Origin of the sequence: Rahnella sp. Larv3_ips, from assembly GCF_003697865.1 — a bacterium.
Classification (GTDB): domain Bacteria; phylum Pseudomonadota; class Gammaproteobacteria; order Enterobacterales; family Enterobacteriaceae; genus Rahnella; species Rahnella rivi.
Genome location: NZ_MJIB01000003.1, coordinates 25621 through 43893 on the forward strand (window position 1 = coordinate 25621; position 18273 = coordinate 43893).

17 protein-coding genes are annotated in these 18273 nt (G+C 55.3%); 11 read left to right on the forward strand and 6 right to left on the reverse strand.

Going from position 1 to position 18273, the window contains the following annotated elements; translation table 11 throughout:
* Positions 1-15 precede the first annotated feature (15 nt).
* Positions 16-1620: a multicopper oxidase CueO gene (gene cueO, locus ED901_RS00200; RefSeq protein ID WP_122094127.1), complete on the reverse strand. Its 1605-nt coding sequence runs from the start codon at positions 1618-1620 to the stop codon at positions 16-18.
* A gap of 214 nt (positions 1621-1834) precedes the next feature.
* On the opposite strand from cueO, the gene ED901_RS00205 reads away from it, so the two are divergent.
* The 3 genes from ED901_RS00205 to speD all read left to right on the forward strand — a co-directional run bounded on the left by ED901_RS00205 (position 1835) and on the right by speD (position 4072).
* On the forward strand, positions 1835-2182 hold the full coding sequence (locus ED901_RS00205) for a YacC family pilotin-like protein (RefSeq protein WP_056777109.1): 348 nt from the start codon (positions 1835-1837) through the stop codon (positions 2180-2182).
* Between the two features lie 191 nt (positions 2183-2373).
* Complete coding sequence (gene speE / locus ED901_RS00210) at positions 2374-3249, forward strand: polyamine aminopropyltransferase (protein ID WP_122094129.1); 876 nt, start codon at positions 2374-2376, stop codon at positions 3247-3249.
* Between the two features lie 28 nt (positions 3250-3277).
* Positions 3278-4072 carry an adenosylmethionine decarboxylase gene (gene speD, locus ED901_RS00215; RefSeq protein ID WP_056777103.1) on the forward strand — a complete coding sequence of 265 codons (795 nt, stop codon included), beginning with the start codon at positions 3278-3280 and terminating at the stop codon, positions 4070-4072.
* Between the two features lie 73 nt (positions 4073-4145).
* On the opposite strand, the gene ED901_RS00220 is transcribed toward speD, so the two are convergent.
* From ED901_RS00220 to ED901_RS00230, 3 genes are read right to left on the reverse strand one after another with little or no spacing between them, the layout of a single operon-like run.
* A complete protein-coding gene (locus ED901_RS00220; RefSeq protein WP_056777098.1) occupies positions 4146-4904 on the reverse strand; it encodes a DeoR/GlpR family DNA-binding transcription regulator in 759 nt (252 codons plus the stop codon).
* Positions 4905-4940: 36 nt separating this feature from the next.
* Entirely contained in the window at positions 4941-5921 is a 981-nt protein-coding gene (locus tag ED901_RS00225; RefSeq protein WP_122094131.1) for a D-threonate 4-phosphate dehydrogenase, read from the reverse strand.
* Positions 5914-7260, reverse strand: a complete 1347-nt coding sequence (locus ED901_RS00230) for a four-carbon acid sugar kinase family protein (RefSeq protein ID WP_122094133.1) — start codon at positions 7258-7260, stop codon at positions 5914-5916. Before ED901_RS00230 ends, ED901_RS00225 begins: the two co-directional genes overlap by 8 nt.
* A gap of 195 nt (positions 7261-7455) precedes the next feature.
* On the opposite strand from ED901_RS00230, the gene ED901_RS00235 reads away from it, so the two are divergent.
* The 8 genes from ED901_RS00235 to yddG all read left to right on the forward strand — a co-directional run bounded on the left by ED901_RS00235 (position 7456) and on the right by yddG (position 15608).
* Positions 7456-8592 (forward strand): iron-containing alcohol dehydrogenase, encoded by a 1137-nt coding sequence (locus tag ED901_RS00235; protein WP_122094135.1) that lies wholly within the window; start codon positions 7456-7458, stop codon positions 8590-8592.
* A 43-nt stretch (positions 8593-8635) separates the two neighbouring features.
* Positions 8636-9523, forward strand: coding sequence for a dihydrodipicolinate synthase family protein (locus ED901_RS00240; protein ID WP_122094137.1), 888 nt, complete (start codon positions 8636-8638; stop codon positions 9521-9523).
* A gap of 82 nt (positions 9524-9605) precedes the next feature.
* Positions 9606-11021, forward strand: coding sequence for a sodium:solute symporter family protein (locus ED901_RS00245; RefSeq protein WP_122094139.1), 1416 nt, complete (start codon positions 9606-9608; stop codon positions 11019-11021).
* Between the two features lie 2 nt (positions 11022-11023).
* Complete coding sequence (locus tag ED901_RS00250) at positions 11024-12202, forward strand: exo-alpha-sialidase (protein ID WP_122094141.1); 1179 nt, start codon at positions 11024-11026, stop codon at positions 12200-12202.
* A 47-nt stretch (positions 12203-12249) separates the two neighbouring features.
* A complete protein-coding gene (locus ED901_RS00255; protein ID WP_122094143.1) occupies positions 12250-12720 on the forward strand; it encodes a YhcH/YjgK/YiaL family protein in 471 nt (156 codons plus the stop codon).
* 3 nt (positions 12721-12723) lie between these two features.
* Positions 12724-13413 (forward strand): SDR family NAD(P)-dependent oxidoreductase, encoded by a 690-nt coding sequence (locus tag ED901_RS00260; RefSeq protein WP_122094145.1) that lies wholly within the window; start codon positions 12724-12726, stop codon positions 13411-13413.
* Positions 13414-13756: 343 nt separating this feature from the next.
* Positions 13757-14626, forward strand: a complete 870-nt coding sequence (locus ED901_RS00265; RefSeq protein ID WP_238485105.1) for a hypothetical protein — start codon at positions 13757-13759, stop codon at positions 14624-14626.
* Positions 14627-14729: 103 nt separating this feature from the next.
* Positions 14730-15608, forward strand: a complete 879-nt coding sequence (gene yddG / locus ED901_RS00270) for an aromatic amino acid DMT transporter YddG (protein ID WP_122094149.1) — start codon at positions 14730-14732, stop codon at positions 15606-15608.
* Positions 15609-15610: 2 nt separating this feature from the next.
* Here yddG and yacL read toward each other — a convergent pair whose 3' ends face one another.
* Both yacL and ED901_RS00280 read right to left on the reverse strand, forming a co-directional pair.
* Positions 15611-15976, reverse strand: a complete 366-nt coding sequence (gene yacL, locus ED901_RS00275) for a protein YacL (RefSeq protein ID WP_056777056.1) — start codon at positions 15974-15976, stop codon at positions 15611-15613.
* Between the two features lie 106 nt (positions 15977-16082).
* Positions 16083-18273: S-layer family protein (locus ED901_RS00280; RefSeq protein WP_205965056.1), on the reverse strand; the 2191-nt coding region annotated here is incomplete at its 5' end.

The following is an 18273-nucleotide window of genomic DNA, read 5'->3' on the forward strand; positions in this document are numbered from 1 at the left end:
GGTACAGGTAGGATTTTATGCAGAAACGGTAAATCCGAGCATCATGCCGGTGTCTTCGTGTTCCAGCAGATGGCAGTGCGCCATGTATGCATGTTGCTTATCCGCCAGATGATTAAAGCGCACCAGCACTTCGCTGCGCGCGCCTTCAACGCGCACGATATCTTTCCAGCCCTGACGATGCGGCGCCACCGGCTGACCGTTTTCAGAAAGAATACGGAATTGGGTGCCGTGGATATGGAACGGATGCAGCATCATGTCGCCTTCGCCCGAGAGGGTCCATTTCTCGTACTGGCCCTGCTTCACATCGAATGCAGGCACATTCATGTCGTAGGCTTTGCCATTGATTTTATTGCCCTGCATGAAATCGTATTTGCCGGAAGCTTTGCTCATGTCCATGCCCGCCATCCCGCCGTGGGCATCGTGACCGCTATCAGACATGCCTGGCATGGCGGCCATCTCGCCATCGCCGTGATCCATGCTCATGCCGGCCATAGCGTTGTGTCCATACTTCGCCATCAGCGCGGCCATACCCTGCTGATCCAGTTGCGGATCCATCATCAGTTGCAGCCAGCGGGTCGGCAGATTATCGAGGGAAACCAGCGCCGGCAGCGGCACCAGTGTGTCCGGCAGTGTGCTGCCGCTTTGGGTCAGCGTCGGCTGAATGCGCAGCACAGGCAGCGGCTTGTCGAACGGCGCCAGCGTCATGCCCATCTGTCTGACCGGCAGCGTGACCAGATCAAAAGCTTTGCTGTCGCTGCAATCAATCAGCACCTCAAAACGCTCGCCCATCAGCAGCGGTAAATCGTTGACTTTCACCGGTTCCGGCAGAAAACCGCCGTCGCTGGCGATGACATACATCGGGCGGCCATCACTGGTGGCGATGTGCAGCGAGCGCGCATTACAGCCATTGAGTAAACGAAAACGCACCCAGCCGCGGGAAATGCCGTGCTGCGGATAGACCGCGCCGTTGGTCAGCATGTGTTGCCCGAACCAGCCCACGGCGGCGGTCATCACATCCATCTCATAATCGATTTTCCCGGCGTCATTCAGGCGTTTGTCCTGCAATATGACCGGGATGTCATCCACGCCCCAGCGTTTCGGGATCTGCAACAGATCGCTGGCTTCATCTTCAATCAGCACCAGACCGGCCAGCCCCATTGCCACCTGATACCCGCTGGTCTGGTGCGGATGCGGGTGGAACCAGCAGGTCGCTGCGGGCTGATCGAGCTGTAAAGTCACTTTGCGATTTTGCCCTGGCGGGATAAGCGCCTGCGGGCCGCCATCAACGTCACCGGCAATTTCCAGCCCGTGCCAGTGAACGGTGCTGGCGACGTCCAGTCGGTTATTGACGGTGACGCTGACCGGCGTCCCCCGGCGAATGCGCAGTGCCGGGCCGAGCAGATTGCCGTTCACGCCCCAGGTGTCAGTGCTGATGCCCGGCAAGAACTGACTCTGACCCCGTTGCAGGGTCAGCGAAATGCTGCCACGAACATCCGGCTCCAGTAACGCGGGGATCGGCAATGGCGGGCGGCTCTCGGCCAGCGCATAACGGCTCCAGCCGGGAAACGCGCTGGCTGCGCCCATCAGGGTCGTCCACTTTACGAAATCGCGACGGTTCATGTTCAGTCCTTATGATTGGAATTTGCCAGGCGCAAACGCATCGGGCGGCATTATAGCCTGTTACCCTAAACCCTGCCCCTGGGGGAAGGTCAAGCGTCGGGCCGGGCTAAAGAAACTTCGTGACCCTTTGTGCTAATATGGTAACGTCATTTTATTGCTGTTTGAGCCGAGTCTTTCTCATTTTCTTTCCCTTTAAAAGAACAAGAACACGCCCATGAAAAGAACAACACTGTGTTTGCTGTTGCTGTCACTGCTCGGCTTCTCCTCCGCCAGCCAGGCGTTAAGTGAATCAGAAGCCGAAGATCTGGCGGATCTGACCGCCGTTTTCGTGTTTCTTAAAAATAACTGCGGCTATGAACAATTGCCGAATACTCAGATCAAACGGGCGATCGTGTTTTTTGCCCAGCAAAACCGCTGGGATCTGAGCAATTACAACAGCTTCAATATGCAGGCGATGGGTGAAGACAGCTACCGCGATCTGAGCGGTATTGCGGTGCCAAAACCGACCAAATGTAAATCTCTGGCGCGTGATTCGCTGAGCCTGCTGGCTTACACCAACTGATGACCTGTTAGGGTGCTCCGTCATACTGATGCCGGAGCCTGTACTTTTTCCTCCCTTTCCTCCCCGCTTTTCCTGGCTGAACTACACTGGATTCACAATCATTGCCTGAAATGCAACCGTGCATGCAAAGTCAGAGTTAGCTATCATGTGCGCCCATTTTTATGGCTGCGAAGGCTCAGGAGAAGTATCAGATGTCCAGGAACCCGTCATCCAAAGAAATATGGTATGAGACGCTGCACGCCCATTTTGGTCAGTATTTCAGCGTCGATAAAGAGATATACCGTGAGAAAACCGATCATCAGGATCTGGTGATTTTCGAAAATGCCGCGCTCGGTCGCGTGATGGCGCTCGACGGCGTGGTGCAAACCACTGAGCGCGATGAGTTTATCTATCACGAAATGCTGACCCATGTGCCTTTACTGTCGCACGGTCATGCCAAAAAAGTGCTGATCATCGGCGGTGGCGACGGCGGAATGCTGCGTGAAGTGTGCCGCCACCAGGGCGTTGAGGCGATCACTATGGTTGAGATTGATGCCGGCGTGGTGGAGTTTTGCCGCCAGTATCTGCCCAACCACAGCGCCGGGGCGTATGACGATCCCCGTTTCAATCTGGTGATCGACGACGGCGTAAACTTCGTGAATCAGACCACCGACACCTTTGATGTGATCATCTCCGATTGCACCGATCCGATCGGTCCCGGAGAAAGCCTGTTTACGTCGGCGTTCTACGAAGGCTGTGCCCGTTGTCTCAAACCGGGCGGCATTTTCGTGGCACAAAATGGCGTCTGCTTCCTCCAGCAGGATGAAGCGGTCAACAGCCACACCAAACTGAGCCACTATTTCAGTGATGTCAGTTTCTACCAGGCTGCGATCCCGACCTATTACGGCGGCATCATGACCTTTGCCTGGGCGACCAACAGCCCGGAATATCGCCAGATTGATAACCAGACCTTGCAGGCGCGTTTTGACGCCGCTGGCCTCACCTGTCGTTATTACAATCCGGCGATCCATCACGGCAGCTTTGCCCTGCCGCAATATTTACTGAATGCCCTGTCAGCCGCGCGCTGATACTGCATCCATAAGGGGGTGAACTAAATTGCAAAAGCTGAAACTGCATGGCTTCAACAACCTGACCAAAAGCCTGAGTTTTTGTATCTACGATATCTGCTACGCCAAAACCGCAGACGATCGTGATGGCTACATTGCCTACATTGACAAAGAATATAACGCCAACCGCCTGACGGAGATTCTCACCGAAACCTGCTCGATTATCGGTGCCAATATCCTCAACGTCGCGCGACAGGATTACGAACCACAGGGTGCGAGCGTTACGATCTTAGTAAGCGAAGAGCCGATAGATCCGAGCGATGTTGATACCACCGAACATCCCGGCCCGCTGCCGAATTCTGTGGTCGCACATCTGGATAAAAGCCACATCTGTGTGCACACCTATCCGGAAAGCCATCCTGAAGGCGGTTTGTGTACGTTCCGCGCTGATATCGAAGTGTCGACCTGTGGCGTGATTTCACCGCTGAAAGCGCTGAATTATCTGATCCATCAGCTCGAATCTGACATCGTCACCATCGATTACCGCGTTCGCGGTTTTACCCGCGACGTGAACGGCGTGAAACACTACATCGACCATTCCATCAACTCGATTCAGAACTTTATGTCGCAGGATATGAAAGCGCTGTACGACATGATGGACGTCAACGTGTATCAGGAAAACATCTTCCATACCAAGATGTTGCTGAAGGAATTCGATCTCAAGCATTATCTGTTTAATGCCAAACCGGAAGAGCTGAGCGCGCAGGAGCGCAAAGAGATCACCGATTTGTTATACAAAGAGATGCAGGAAATCTATTACGGCCGTAACTTTTCGCCGGCGTAACAGCGCATAAATGAGAAAGGCCGGACATCTGCGGATGCCCGGCCTTTTTTATTTTTACTTAAATCTGCCGGTTTCAGGCCAGCGTCAGGTGAAACGGCTGATCGCCTAATGACTGGCGGATCTCCGGGGGCAGTCCTTTATCGCTGATGATGTCGGTCATTTCCGAAAGCGGCGTGACGCAAAACAGCGAGTACGCGCCGTATTTGCTGCTGTCAGCCAGCAAGACCCGCCGCCGCGCATTCGCGGCCAGATCCTGTTTCAGCCCGGCCTTTTCTTCCGTCGGTGTGGTAATGCCTTTATCCAGACTCCACGAGTTGCAGCTGATAAACGCAATGTCTGGATAGACGCTGCGCAGCAAACGACGGCCATGTTCGCCAACGCAAGACTGACTGCTGTCGTCGATCCGCCCGCCAATAATGGTCACTTCTATTTGCTTAAACTCGGATAAAAACAGCGCGATGCGCAGATCGGCGGTGATCACCCTCAGCGGCAGATGCGTCAGGTTACGCGCCAGTTCGAGCATGGTGGTGCCGGCGTCCAGCACCACGGCGTCACCCGGTTTCACCATCGCGGCGGCCATTTCTGCAATCGCCTGCTTTTCCTGCAAACTGCGCTGAAGCTTTTCATTGGTGGTCGGCTGGCTGGGGATAAACCGGTTGAGCGTCACCCCGCCATGACTGCGGCTGATCACGCCCTGTTCATCGAGTTTTATCAGGTCGCGGCGAATGGTCGCCGGGGAAGCCGCAATGGCGGCGACCAGTTGTTCTACGGTGACCAGATTATGGCTTTTCAGATAATCCATAATCTGATCGAGGCGGCTTTGTCCGGTCAACGTGATTCCTTTTTATCCTGCGCCGCTGACGTAGTATTACGCCAGTTGTACGGCCAGCTGAATAGAGATCGCCATGCTCTCAGACTTGGCTTTTCCTGTCCACGCAATATCAAACGCGGTGCCGTGGTCAGCCGACGTGCGGATGAAAGGCAGACCGGCGGTGATGTTAACGCCGTCATAGAATCCCATCAGTTTCAGCGGAATATGACCCTGATCGTGATACATCGCCACCACCATATCGTACATCCCTTCGTAGGTTTGCAGGAACACGGTGTCCGGCGGGCACGGGCCGGTGACGTTAATCCCTTTGGCTTTCATTTTCTCAACCGACGGCCCGACAATCTTAATTTCTTCATCGCCAAACAGCCCGTTTTCACCGGCATGCGGATTCACCCCGGCGACGGCGATACGCGGATTGTCATATCCGACGCGGCGCAGGAAAGTGTCTGCCATCTGGATCACCGTTTCGACCCGCTCGTGACTGAGCGTGTCGAGGAATTTGCGCAGCGCAATGTGTGTGCTGACGTGGATCACCTTGAGTTTATCGGTGTAAAGCACCATCGCGTAGTCGCGGCTGTGAGTGAGTTTTGCCAGCAGTTCGGTGTGCCCCGGATAAATATGCCCGGCAGAATGCAGCGCTTCTTTGTTCAGCGGCGCGGTGGCGATGGCGTGAACCTCTCCGGCCATCGCCAGTTCGGTCGCGCGTTTTACGCAGCGATAGGCCAGATCGCCCGCCTCTTTCTGCACTTTTCCGGGGATAAGCGCTTCAGGATTGGCCAGAGGTTCATCAAGCACGTTGATCACGCCCGGCGCGAAATGCGCCTGTGAGACGTTATCAATAATGCGCAGCTCCGCCGCTGGCGTGACGCCCAGCGCAAGGATCCGCCGCAGTGTTGCCGCACAGCCGACCACCACCGCCTGGGTGCCGGAAAGCTCACCTTCCGCCAACGCTTTAATGATAATTTCGGGGCCGATACCGGCAGGGTCACCCATGGTTACTGCGATAATTTTAGTCACTCACCTTCTCCTCAATAAAGCGTAAAACGTCAAGTAGCGTATTTTCAGTGCCGAATCCGCCCGCTTTGGTCATCACCGGCAGCCGCTGGAACTGGCTTTCGAGCAGATATCCCCAGGGAACGCAGCCTGCAATCTGTCCTTTAATCTCAAACCCTGTTGCACCGAGCGCGCGGGCGACGGCCAGCGCAATATCCCCGCCGGACAAATACAGCCCGCCCGGCAGTTTTCCCGGTTGTCGTAAAACCTCATCAATCAGTTGCCCGAGGAAAGCGGCGATGCGCTCGCCCATCTGCGCACGGCTGATGTGCTGAAGCTTGCAAAACTGCGCAATCTGATGCCGCTGCGCTGCGCCCTGCGACGTGCGGATCACGCAGTGTTTGCCCTGCCCGAGCGCCCCGCTGATCTGCGCGGCGAGCGTCAGCTGCCGTGCCGGTGAGCCCGGCGAAAACAGATCCAACACATCGATATCCACCAGCGTCACCGCCCGGTGTTGCCTCAGAAAAGCGATCTGCTGTGCGGCGATATCACTCATTGAACCGACCACCGCCAGCAACGGCAATTTTTCAACGGCGGAGCTGAGCGGCACTTCTCCGCTCCCGCGCTGGCTGGCGTCTGTCAGCGCATGAATAAGCCCCGACGCGCCGACCATCAGCGGGCGGAACGGCAGGCGTTGCGCGGCCTGCACGATATGCGCCAGATCCTCAGATGTTTCGCTGTCGGCCACCAGAATGCGTACGCCTGATGCCACCAGTGCAAAAATCTCTGTCTGCACATCGCCGCCTCTGAGCGCGTCAAGCCCGACATGGTGCACACGCAGCGAGGTTTGTTCTGCCAGCCGCGCTGCCACGCTGGCAGTATTCAGCGGCGTTTTCGGGTCGGTGGCGAATTCGGTTTCGGTCAGCAGATGGCCGTTGACGTAGCACTGCCCGCCGGTGACCACCCGCCCGAGTTCAGGCACCGCCGGCGCGACAATCGCCAGCGGGCAATTCAGTGCGATCAGCGCCGCTTCTGTTTCAGCACCAATGTTGCCGCGCAGCGTGGAATCAATTTTCTTAAACACCTGATACCCACCGGAGAAAGCGGCGGCCCCGGCCCGGAGGGCACGGGTGACTTTGCCTGCCGCTTCTGCCGCGCTCAGCGCACGGCTGTCGGTGCTGTAAATCACCGCACGCCCTTCGCGGCTGCCCTGCACGCCGCGGTGTTCGTCAAACTGCACGCTGGCCGCCAGCCCCTGCCGGATCAACGCCACGCCGGTGTCATTCGCGCCGGTAAAGTCATCGGCGATCACCAGAAGTTGTGGCGGCGTCGGCCGGTCTGTGGTTGTTGCTGTTTCAGCCATCGTGGCTCCGTGAAGAAGAGGGTCGGATTAATCTTGCTGGTTATGATTATATTCAATCATGATTGATTATATGTGAGCAACTTCAAATTATTCAACTTCAATTTCGCCTATAAATTCTCCTGACGATGTGAGGAGTATCGACCTTTGATGATTGAACTCACTCTTTATTGAAGACTCAGACGGCAGGGATCAGACATGAATATCAACAGTACAGTCATTAGCGGTTATCAGTCATTGCAGGACATCGGCTACCTGCTGGCCGGAAAGCATCAGGTATTACTGGTCAGCGATAACAACATTATTGGCCTGCCGCCTGTGCAATCCCTGATAACCCAGCTGGATAAGGCGGGCTGTCAGGTGAGCGTGATTGATAGCGTGCCGCCGGAGCCGAGCCAGCATGATGTCTCTGCCATTCTGAATGCGTTAAATCAGCCTTCGGCAGATCTGGTGATTGGCGTGGGCGGCGGCAGCGTGCTGGATGTCGCCAAACTGCTGTCGCTGCTGTGTGCGGGCGATGAAAACGTCACGCTGGAAAGCCTGCTGGCAGGTGAGAAACCACAGCGTCGCACCACGTCTTTGCTGATCCCAACCACCGCAGGCACCGGGTCAGAAGCCACACCCAATGCGATTCTCGCCATCCCGGAAAAAGAAACCAAAGTCGGCATTATTACGCCAGTGATGCTGCCCGATTACGTGGCGCTGGTGCCGGAACTGACCACCAGCATGCCCGCACGCATTGCGGCTTCCACCGGAATCGATGCGCTGTGCCACCTGTTCGAATGCTTCACGTCAGTGATCGCCAACCCGGTCAGTGACAACTTTGCGCTGGTCGGCATGAAGAAGCTGTTCGCCAACATTGAAACCGCCGTCGCTGAGCCGGGCAATCTGGAGGCGCGGCTGAACATGCTGTGGGCGTCTTATTACGGCGGTGCGTCTATTGCCCATGCCGGTACCCATCTGGTGCATGCCATGTCCTATCCGCTCGGCGGGAAATATCACATTCCTCACGGCGTGGCGAATGCCATTCTGCTCGCGCCGTGCATGGCGTTTGTCCGGCCTTCAGCGGTCAGTAAATTCGCCCGGACTTACGACTTAATTCCGCAGGCTGACCTGACATTAAGTGAAGAAGAAAAATCCTATGCGCTGGTGGAATATTTTGACGCGCTGGTGCATCGCCTGGATTTACCGGTCACATTAAGTCAGCTGAATATCACACCTGATGACATTCCTTATTTGTCGCAGGGGGCAACAGAGGTACAACGTTTAATTAAAAATGTACCCATGCCGGTAGAGAAAAATCAAATAGAAGAAATTTACCGCAGTATCAGGTAAGCCCTTATTTCGTATCCGATGACAACGACGTGAAGAGAATAAGATGAATAACATTACCGGAGTGTATACCGCGATTGTGACGCCTTTTTCCGCAGACGGAAAACTCAATAGCGACACATTGCGCCAGCAGGTAAAACGCCAGAAACAGGCGGGGAATAATATTTTCTGCAACGGCACCAACGGCGAATTTTTTATGCTCAGCGGGCAGGAAAAAATTCAGGTGACCGAGGTCTGTCTTGAGGCCGGAGGGAATGACACGGGCGTGATGTCGCATATCGGCGAGATCTCGACCCGCGACACTATCAGGCTTGGCAAACAGATTGAAAAACTCGGCGTGCGCGCCGTCTCGGTGATTACGCCGTGGTTTGCAGCGTTGCGCCCGCAGGAATTGATTACGCATTTTCGCGCGGTGGCCGATGCGCTGACCGTACCGGTCTATCTCTACAACATTCCCGCCCGCACCGGAAATACCCTGACGCCGGACGTGGTGCGCGTGCTGGCCGATCATCCCAACATCAAAGGCATTAAGGACAGCGCCGGTTCGTGGGAAAGCCTGCATGGCTTCCATGAGGTCAGCCGTCAGTTTACGGATTTCGATGTCCTGACCGGGCCGGATTCGCTGATTTACAAAGGTTTCACCGAAGGCAGCGCCGGGTGTATCTCCGGTATCGCCAATATTATCCCCGCACAGGTGAATGCCGTTTACCGCCACCTCCGGGAGAATAATGCCGCCGCCGCCGAAGCCGTGCAGGCGGAGATCAATCAGATCCGAACCGATCTTTACAGCATCGCATTTTCACCGGCTGTGGTTAAAAAAGCCGTGAATCTGCTCGGTTTTAACGTGGGTGAAAGCCGGTATCCGGTCGAATTCACGCAGGACGATACACAAAAGATCCTGACCGTTATCAAGACCTTTACTTTGCGCGATTAAACGCGCCTTACCTTCTGAAACCACCGACACCTGCACATGAAAGTGCGCAGGCAGGGTCCCCTACGCGCTGTGTGAGGAAAAAATGAAAGAATTTAGCTCATCAGATACGTTAATAATTATCAGCATTGTTCTGGTCTACATCCTGTTTACCACCTGGCTGACCTACCGGTTACGCAGTAAAAACAGCGGCGACTTTATGGAAGGCTCGCGTGCGATGCCCGCCTTCATCGTCGGTGTGCTGCTGATGTCGGAATACATCGGTGCAAAATCCACTATCGGTACCGCTCAGGCGGCGTTCGAAGGCGGTTTTGCCGCCTCATGGTCAATTCTGGGCGCGGCCATCGGCTTCCCGATCTTCGGCTTACTGCTGGTAAAACGCATTTATAACACCGGAAAAATCACCATTTCCGGGGCGATTGCCGAGAAGTACGGCAACACCACCAAGAACATTATTTCGATCATCATGATTTACGCCCTGCTGCTGGTGAACGTCGGTAACTACGTCAGCGGCGCGGCGGCCATTTCCACCGTGCTGAAAGTCAATCTGCCGGTCGCGGCGTTTATCACCGCCGTCGTCAGTACCTTCTACTTTGCGTTCGGCGGCCTGAAAGGTATGGCGTGGGTCACGATGCTGCACAGCGCCATCAAGTACATCGGCGTGCTGGTGATTTTAGGCATCGCCCTGCACATGACCGGCGGCGTGATGCCCATGGTAAAAGAGATGCCTGATTTCTACTGGACCTGGGACGGCAGCATAGGCGCCAGCACCATCTTCGCGTGGCTGATCGGCACCATCGGTTCTATCTTCTGTACGCAGTTCGTGATCCAGGCAATTTCCTCCACCAAAAGCGCGGAATCCGCCAAACGCGCCACCTGGGTTGCCTTCTTCTTCTGTGTGCCGATTGCGCTGGCCATTGGCATGATCGGCGTGGCCGCGAAATTCCTGCATCCCGATATCGACAGCCTGTACGCCCTGCCGATCTTCATTCAGGACATGAATCCGTGGATCGCCGGTCTGGTGACCACCTCGCTGGTGGCGTCAATTTTCGTCAGCGTCAGTACCGTTGCGCTGGCGATTGCCTCGCTGATTGTGAAAGATTTCTACGTGCCGTACCGCAACCCGACGCCTGAACGCGAATTCAAAATGACCCGCTGGCTGTCGCTGCTGATTGGTTTCCTGCCGCTGATTTTCGTGCTGCTGGTGCCGGAAGTGCTGAAACTGTCGTTCTTCACCCGCGCCATCCGCCTGTCGATTTCCGTGGTGGCGGTGATGGCGTTCTACCTGCCGTTCTTTAAAAGTGCGCGCGGTGCCAACGCCGGCCTGATCGGTGCCTGCGTGGTGACTTCCGTCTGGTATCTGCTCGGCGATCCGTTTGGTATCAACAATATGTATATTGCGCTGGTGACACCGGCCATCATTATGGTGATTGACCGACTGATCCCGCAGCGCGCAGTAAAGAGTAAAAATGCACACCTTATTCAAAAGTCTGGAGCTTAAAGATGACCACTGAAACGCTAACCGTCGAACGCAGCGGTAAAGTGCACACCGCTGAACATGACGCCGCGCGCCGTGACGCCATGCTGCCGTCGGATTGCCCGCAAAATCACGCCGCCAATCTGCTGCCTTTGCCCGACGGCAGCCTGCTGTGCACCTGGTTTGCCGGCACCCAGGAAGGCATTGCCGATATTTCCATTTACCTGTCGCGGCTGGAAAAAGGCGCGCAGGTCTGGAGCCAGCCGGTGAAACTCTCAGAAGATGCCAGCCGTTCGGAGCAAAATCCGGTGCTGTTCCTCGACCCGGATAATGTGCTGTGGCTGATGTACACCGCGCAGAAATCCGGCAATCAGGACACCGCGATTGTGCGTTTTCGCCAGTCTCAGGATCTGGGCAAAAGCTGGGGAGAGATCGGCACACTGCTCGGGGAACCCGGCACTTTTATCCGCCAGCCGGTGACTGTGCTGGCCAATGGCGACTGGCTGCTGCCGGTGTTTTACTGCCGCACACAGCCGGGTGAAAAATGGGTCGGCAACAATGACGACAGCGCCGTTAAAATTTCCAGCGATAAGGGGAAAACCTGGCGTGACGTGGCGGTACCGGAAAGCACCGGCTGCGTGCACATGAATATCACGCCGCTGCACGACGGCAGCCTGCTGGCGTTGTACCGCAGCCGCTGGGCGGATTTCATCTACCAGAGCCGTTCCGTGGATGGCGGTAACAGCTGGAGCGCGCCGCAGCCGACCGCGTTGCCTAACAACAACTCGTCGATTCAGGTGACAACGCTCGCCAACGGGCATCTGGCGCTGGTGTTCAATCATCTGAGTGCCGCCGATGCCAGCGAACGCCGGGCCTCGCTGTATGACGAAATCGAAGATGAAGACGACGATGTGCGCGTGGAAGCGACCGCAGAAACCGGCGCACGCACGGCCTTCTGGGGCGCACCGCGCGCACCGATGACGCTGGCCATTTCCGAAGACGGTGGCCGTTCATGGCCTTACCTGCGCAACCTGGAAACCGGCGACGGCTACTGCATGACCAACAATTCGCAGCAAAAACTCAACCGCGAGTTCTCCTATCCCAGCATCAAACAGGGGCTGAACGGCGAACTGCATATCGCGTTTACCTACTACCGGCAGGCGATCAAATACGTCTGCGTCGAAGAGTCCTGGGTAAAAGGCTGATGCCGGTCCGGCCCGCCCTGCGCGGGCTTTTTTATAAGGAGAAGATCATGATTGCAGGTCATTTACGTGCGCTGGCACTGGCCACCTTGCCCGATGTGCTGCTCAGCATTCTTACGCTGCCGGAGTGTTCGCTGGAAGCGCTTTGCGCGCGGGAAGATGGACGCTTTCAGCCGGAGGGCGCAGCCTGGTTTTGCCATATCGGCAATGCCAATACCTCGCCTGCGGCGGACCGGCATACTGAATTTCATCACGACTGGCTGGATATTCAGGTGGTGCTGGAGGGCAAAGAGATCATCGGCTTCGATACCCGCAGCGCCATCGGACAGCCCGCCACGGAGCGCAAACCTGATTTGTTTATTCTCGACAATCCCGCACTGCACAATGAGATTTTGCTGCGCAGCGGTGACTTTGTGACGTTCGCTCCGGGCGAGCCGCATCGCGCATTGTGTTGCGCCACACATCCTGCCGTGGTGCGTAAAGCGGTGTTCAAAGTCCCGGCATCAGCGTTAAAGGAGTAAGCCATGAGCAATACACCGCTTAAACACGCGCTGGTGACAGGTTGCAGCTCGGGCATTGGTGAAACGGTGTGCCTGACATTGCTGGCGCAAGGCTGGAAGGTGACCGGTCTGGCGCGCCGCGAAGCGAGCTTTCAACACCCTCACTTTCGCGCAGTGCCGCTCGATATCACCGACACGGCAAAACTGACCGCAGTGCTGGAAACACTGCCTCAGGTGGATGCCGTGATCCACGCCGCAGGCATGATGAAAGCGGCACCGCTCGGGCAGCTGGATCCGCAGGCCAGCGAGGCGTTATGGAAACTGCACATCGGCGTGGCAGAAGTGCTGGCCGACCGCCTGGTGGAAAATATGCCGGACGGCGGGCGCATCGTGTTGCTCGGCAGCAGGACGTCATCGGGCGTCGCCGGACGCAGTCAGTATGTGGCGACCAAATCCGCCATGATCGGGATGGCGCGCAGCTGGGCGGCGGAGCTGGCACCGCGTGGTATCACCGTCAACGTGGTGGCCCCCGGCGCGACGCAAACCCCGATGCTGGACAATCCGCAGCGCCAGAGCTCGCCGCCCAGATTGCCGCCGATAGGTCGCTATATTCAGCCGCAGGAAGTGGCCGATTTAGTCATTTACTTACTTTCGCCCTCCGCCGCAGCGATTACCGGCCAGCAATTAATTATTTGCGGCGGCGCTTCCCTTTAAAAACTCGATTAGCATTACTTAAGTAAAATAACCACGCCGGTATAAAAACCGGCTACACTCCTTAAGACAAATTAATATAAAAACGCCTATTAAAATCTATTTTAAGTCAAATTGATCGTTAAACGATCTGTCCGGTAAGCCAAATTATTAAAATAATACACAGCTTGTAAATCAAATTATATTTATATACATCCATTAATTTGAGTTAACACCGATCAAAAGATCGCTATTTTCTGAAAAACAGATAAATCTCTTTATCTCTGCCCCTCCGACCTTTAGCATCGCCGTATTGCTTACTAAGCAACCAGCTCCATCCACCTGCAAGCAGAAATAAAAAATGACAATGAGTAAATTAAAGACCGTATCCAGCCTGCTGGTCGCGAGTTCTTTATTGGTTTCCGGGGTTTCCCGGGCCGGGGAAAGTTTGTTAGGCAGCAATACTGAAGGGATGCGGCACTATGTGAGTTATGGTGCTGAATATTATAAGTGGGACGAATCCGTCGATAATATGGACGGTAAATATGTTGCTGAACATGGCCCGCGCCTGCGCGTAAATTTCGGATCTAATAATTATCTCGACGCCCCAAGCGGCTTATTAAAAGCCTGGGACATGAGTGTGATGTTCGGGATCGTCAATTATAAAGGCAGCACCCTTGACGATCAGGCCAACGTGCCAAATGGCACGCTGAAAGGGAAAACCTATTACACCGGCTACAGCGCCGACCTGACGCGCGGTTACCGTTACCGCGCATCAGACAGCGTTTCTTTCGATATGAAAGGGGCGCTCGGCGGCCAGGTGTGGTTGCGTAATATCCGCTCCGACGATGTCTACATCGCTTCGGAAAACCGCACGCGGGATTACACGGCGCTGGAAGTGTCGTTGCAGCCGTACGCTAAGGCCTCTGTAGGCGCGAACTGGCAGATGACCGCCGATTCTCGTCTGAGCCTGGAAGGCGGTGCACTGTACCCGATCAAAACCTGGACGCACAGTAATCAGGGCGATGTCTGGCTGGAGCCGAAATCTAAGCTCTCGCCGTTCACCAGCCTGACCTGGAACATCAACAAAGATGTGTTTGTCAAAGCCAGCTATGTGCACCAGAAGTATGGCAAGTCAGACGAGAAACAGGGTGATCTGAACGGACGCAACGTTGGCTATTATCAGCCTGCGACCACAACGTCCACTCTGGGTCTGGAAGTCGGTTTCTACTTCTGATGATGTCAGTCAATCAGCGCCCCTCAAGCGGATTGTTCCGGTGTAAATAACCGGAACAATCGCTTATCTTAAAAGCCTCCTTTTCCAGAGGCTTACCTTTCATATGGATCGTTTCGCAACGCTGTCCGGCGTTCTCGCCATTTTATTGTGGAGCATGAGCGTGGCGCTCACCCGCAGCCTGTCTGAATCCCTCGGCCCTTTTGGTGCTGCCGCGTCTATTTATACGGTCAGCGGGATCATGGTCTGGATGGTGGGCGGGAAGCCGTCGCTGCGCGGGGAATCCGCGGCTTATCTGATCATCTGCGGTCTGTTATTTATCTTTTATATGGTGGCATTTTCGCTGGCGATTGGTCTGGCGCATAGCCGTCAGCAAACGCTGGAACTGGGACTGATCAATTACTTGTGGCCGAGCCTGACACTGTTGTTTGCCGTGCCGCTGCTGAAACTTCGCGTGCGCTGGTGGATCTGGCCGGGCGTTATTCTGGCGTTTGCCGGCGTACTGTGGGCAATCAGCGGCGGCCACGGGCTGGACGTTCATCAACTGATGCGCAACGTGCGTGGCAATCCGGTGGCCTACAGTCTGGCGCTCGGTGCCGCCGTTTCCTGGGCGCTGTATTCCAATCTGGTGCGGGTGTTGTGCAAGGGCAAAGGCGTGCTGCCGCTGTTTTTACTTGCCACCGGTGCCGTGCTTTGGGTGCTGTATTTCACCTATTCATCGAATCGCATCAGCCTGACGTTACCGGCCATTCTCGAACTGCTGGCGATGGGCGCGGTGACCGCCATTTCTTATCAATGCTGGGATATCGCGATGAAAAAAGGCAATGCGACGCTGGTGGCGGCACTGTCGTACTTCACGCCGCTGTCTTCAATTCTGATTGCCGGATTGTGGCTGCATACACTGCCGGGCGCGAGTTTCTGGCCGGGCGTGCTGATGGTGGTCGGCGGTTCGCTGCTGTGCTGGACCGCCTCGCGGGGGAAATAAACTCAGCGATAGGTCGTGATAAAAGAGCGGTACTTGGCGAGGACTTGCAGAAAGTCCTCAACGCCGCAAAACGCCAGGCTCTCTTCATCGTAATAACTCATGCCTTCTTCGATTTCATCGCCATCGAAATCCAGCTGATTGGTACGCACCATCACTTCATCGTCAGCTAACAACAGCGTGTATTCGTGACCGACCATTTGCGTTTCACGCTCGCTGCCTTTGAGTTCACTCAGCGCGGCTTCCACTTTATCCAGCACCGATAAATCACCCTTCACTTCTTCATTCAGCCAGTGGCCGATCACTTCGTGGCCCATTGAAAAACGCACTTTGACCTCACCGGTGATATCGCGCAAAAAGTCGTAGTCCATCGTCTAGTCCTTAAAAATCATCAAACGCCACCAAAACCTGCCGCATGATAGCAATAAAAAAGGCGGAATTTCTTCCGCCTTTCCAGTTTATGAATCTCTTGCCATGTTAATTCACGGTCAGAACCACACTCAGGTCATAGGAGAATGAAGGCTTACTGACGGCCCAACTCTGACCTGCAAAGTGGATAATACCTTTATACACACCAGGGGCCAGACCTGGATTTTCCGCTGATGAATAGCTCAGTATCGCCCGAACATTTGGCCCACTTTGGCATCCCATCGCCGTATTGAATGTTCGGTTCGAACAGCCTGACCCTCGCATACCACCAAAGTTAACAATCACATCGTTTCCGTGTTCGTCCGTCATTGATGTGGTCAGCGGCGAATTAGTATTGTTAGCACCACTCCAGACAAGAGACGTTGGCCCGGTGGTCGGCATCACTGCGATAAAGCCCATAGATTCGTATGCACTGAATCTTTGAGTTTCAAACTTGCCGGAAGCCCCGCTGATTACCCAGTCACCGGTGACCGAACCAGCAAATTTCGTGATGGCTGATTTCGAACTTTGCCCATAACTCGCGGTGACCGTCGCCTCTCCGTCATCGGTACCCGAAATCGTCATTTTGGTGACACCTGATGCATCGGTCACACTGGTACTTTTCGCCAGTGTATTACGGGTGGTTGACCAGTTAACCGTCTCATTGATGACCGGATTTCCCAGCGCATCTTTTACCGTAGCGGTAAATGTTGCCATATCAATACCGTTCGTGGAAATCAACGGCCGGTCCAGCGTCAGCGTTGTGATCTCAGCAGTACTGAGGTCTGCAACAAAGCTGACTTCTGCCGCACTTGCCGTACGTTGTTGCTGAGTCAGCGTCGCCGTCACAATTTCAGTGCCCGCTTTGACCGACGTACCGGTCACTGTCGTTGTGCCTGCTACCGTGGTCTGCGTGTTGCTGTTCGCCAGCGTGACATTCGCATTATTGCCACTCCAGTCAACACTGACCGCATTCACCGGGTTGCTATTGGCATCTTTAACGGTCGCAGTCCAGGTGATGGCGTCTGTGCCATTGGCCGGTGCCTGCGTTTTATCAGCAGCAATAGTCACCTGAGCAGTGCTGGCATCAGCAATGATGTCCACTGCCAGGGTTTTCTGGCTGCTGCCCGCACTCGCGGTCACAACGGTATTCTGCGCCAGTGTTGAAGTCAGCGTTGCACTTGCCTCACCATTGACATCCGTCACTGCCTGGACCGGTGTCAGGACACCCGCCGTATTGTCACTGATCCAGGTTACGGTGAGATTTGGCACCGGATGATTTGTCGCGTCAAGGACCGTGGCTTGCAATGTCACGGTATCGATACCCGCGATTACCCCCGCTGTTTTATCGCCAGTCAGTGTGGTGACAATCGCCGTGGTGCTATCCGCAACAAACGCGATTGTCGGGGATGTGGCCGTTTTACTGTTAACCGATGCCGTCACCGTCGAATTGCCCAGGATCAGAGAGTTCAACGTCACTGTGGCAATACCTTGCGCGTCCGTTTTCGTCGTTGCCGCTGATAACGTTCCCGTTGAAGGATTCACACTCCAGCTAATATCTGCACCCGATAACAGGTTACCGTTAGCATCCGTGACCGTGGTTGTCAGTGTGGCGATATCACTACCGTTCGCCAGTACCTGCGTTTTATCCGTTGCCACTGTACTCATCTGCGCCGTGCTGACATCCGCGATATAGCTGACTTTGCTGGCGCTTTTACTCACCGCAGGCGTAGTCAGCCCCGCCGTGATGATGACATCCGCCGTTTTGAGTGACGTTGCGGTTACCGTTGTGACACCGCTGGCATTGGTTTTGGTCGTCGCGCTGACAGGCGTGACGTTGGCGTTATCACTGCTCCAGTTCACTGCCAGATCGTTAATCGGGTTCTGGTTAGCATCTTGCACCGTCGCAGTCCAGGTCACAATATCCGTCCCTGAGGCCAGCGCTTGTGATTTATTGGACACCACTGAGCTGAACGTCGCCGTACTGCTATCAGCAATGAAATCAAGCGATTGGGTCAGGCTGCTGCCGGTAATACTGGCCGTCACTACGGTGGTCTGCGCATGAGTTTCTGTAAATGCCGCCGTCGCCACACCTGCGGCATCCGTTACGCCTGAAACCGGGGTAAATGTGCCACTGGCATTGTCACTGCTCCAGGAGACGGTGACACCCTGAACCGGATGATTACTGGCATCCAGCACGGTGGCGCTCAGATTCACAGTGTCTTTACCCGCCACCACAGAGGCGGTTTTGTCCGCCACC

Excerpts from the sequence above, each read along its gene's own strand:
- yacL (WP_056777056.1), bottom strand. The coding sequence starts at position 15,976 with ATGGACTACGACTTTTTGCGCGATATCACCGGTGAGGTCAAAGTGCGT.
- ED901_RS00250 (WP_122094141.1), top strand. The coding sequence starts at position 11,024 with ATGACCACTGAAACGCTAACCGTCGAACGCAGCGGTAAAGTGCACACC.
- ED901_RS00255 (WP_122094143.1), top strand. The coding sequence starts at position 12,250 with ATGATTGCAGGTCATTTACGTGCGCTGGCACTGGCCACCTTGCCCGAT.
- ED901_RS00230 (WP_122094133.1), bottom strand. The coding sequence starts at position 7,260 with ATGGCTGAAACAGCAACAACCACAGACCGGCCGACGCCGCCACAACTT.
- yddG (WP_122094149.1), top strand. The coding sequence starts at position 14,730 with ATGGATCGTTTCGCAACGCTGTCCGGCGTTCTCGCCATTTTATTGTGG.
- ED901_RS00260 (WP_122094145.1), top strand. The coding sequence starts at position 12,724 with ATGAGCAATACACCGCTTAAACACGCGCTGGTGACAGGTTGCAGCTCG.
- ED901_RS00245 (WP_122094139.1), top strand. The coding sequence starts at position 9,606 with ATGAAAGAATTTAGCTCATCAGATACGTTAATAATTATCAGCATTGTT.
- ED901_RS00240 (WP_122094137.1), top strand. The coding sequence starts at position 8,636 with ATGAATAACATTACCGGAGTGTATACCGCGATTGTGACGCCTTTTTCC.
- ED901_RS00235 (WP_122094135.1), top strand. The coding sequence starts at position 7,456 with ATGAATATCAACAGTACAGTCATTAGCGGTTATCAGTCATTGCAGGAC.
- ED901_RS00265 (WP_238485105.1), top strand. The coding sequence starts at position 13,757 with ATGAGTAAATTAAAGACCGTATCCAGCCTGCTGGTCGCGAGTTCTTTA.
- cueO (WP_122094127.1), bottom strand. The coding sequence starts at position 1,620 with ATGAACCGTCGCGATTTCGTAAAGTGGACGACCCTGATGGGCGCAGCC.
- ED901_RS00205 (WP_056777109.1), top strand. The coding sequence starts at position 1,835 with ATGAAAAGAACAACACTGTGTTTGCTGTTGCTGTCACTGCTCGGCTTC.
- speE (WP_122094129.1), top strand. The coding sequence starts at position 2,374 with ATGTCCAGGAACCCGTCATCCAAAGAAATATGGTATGAGACGCTGCAC.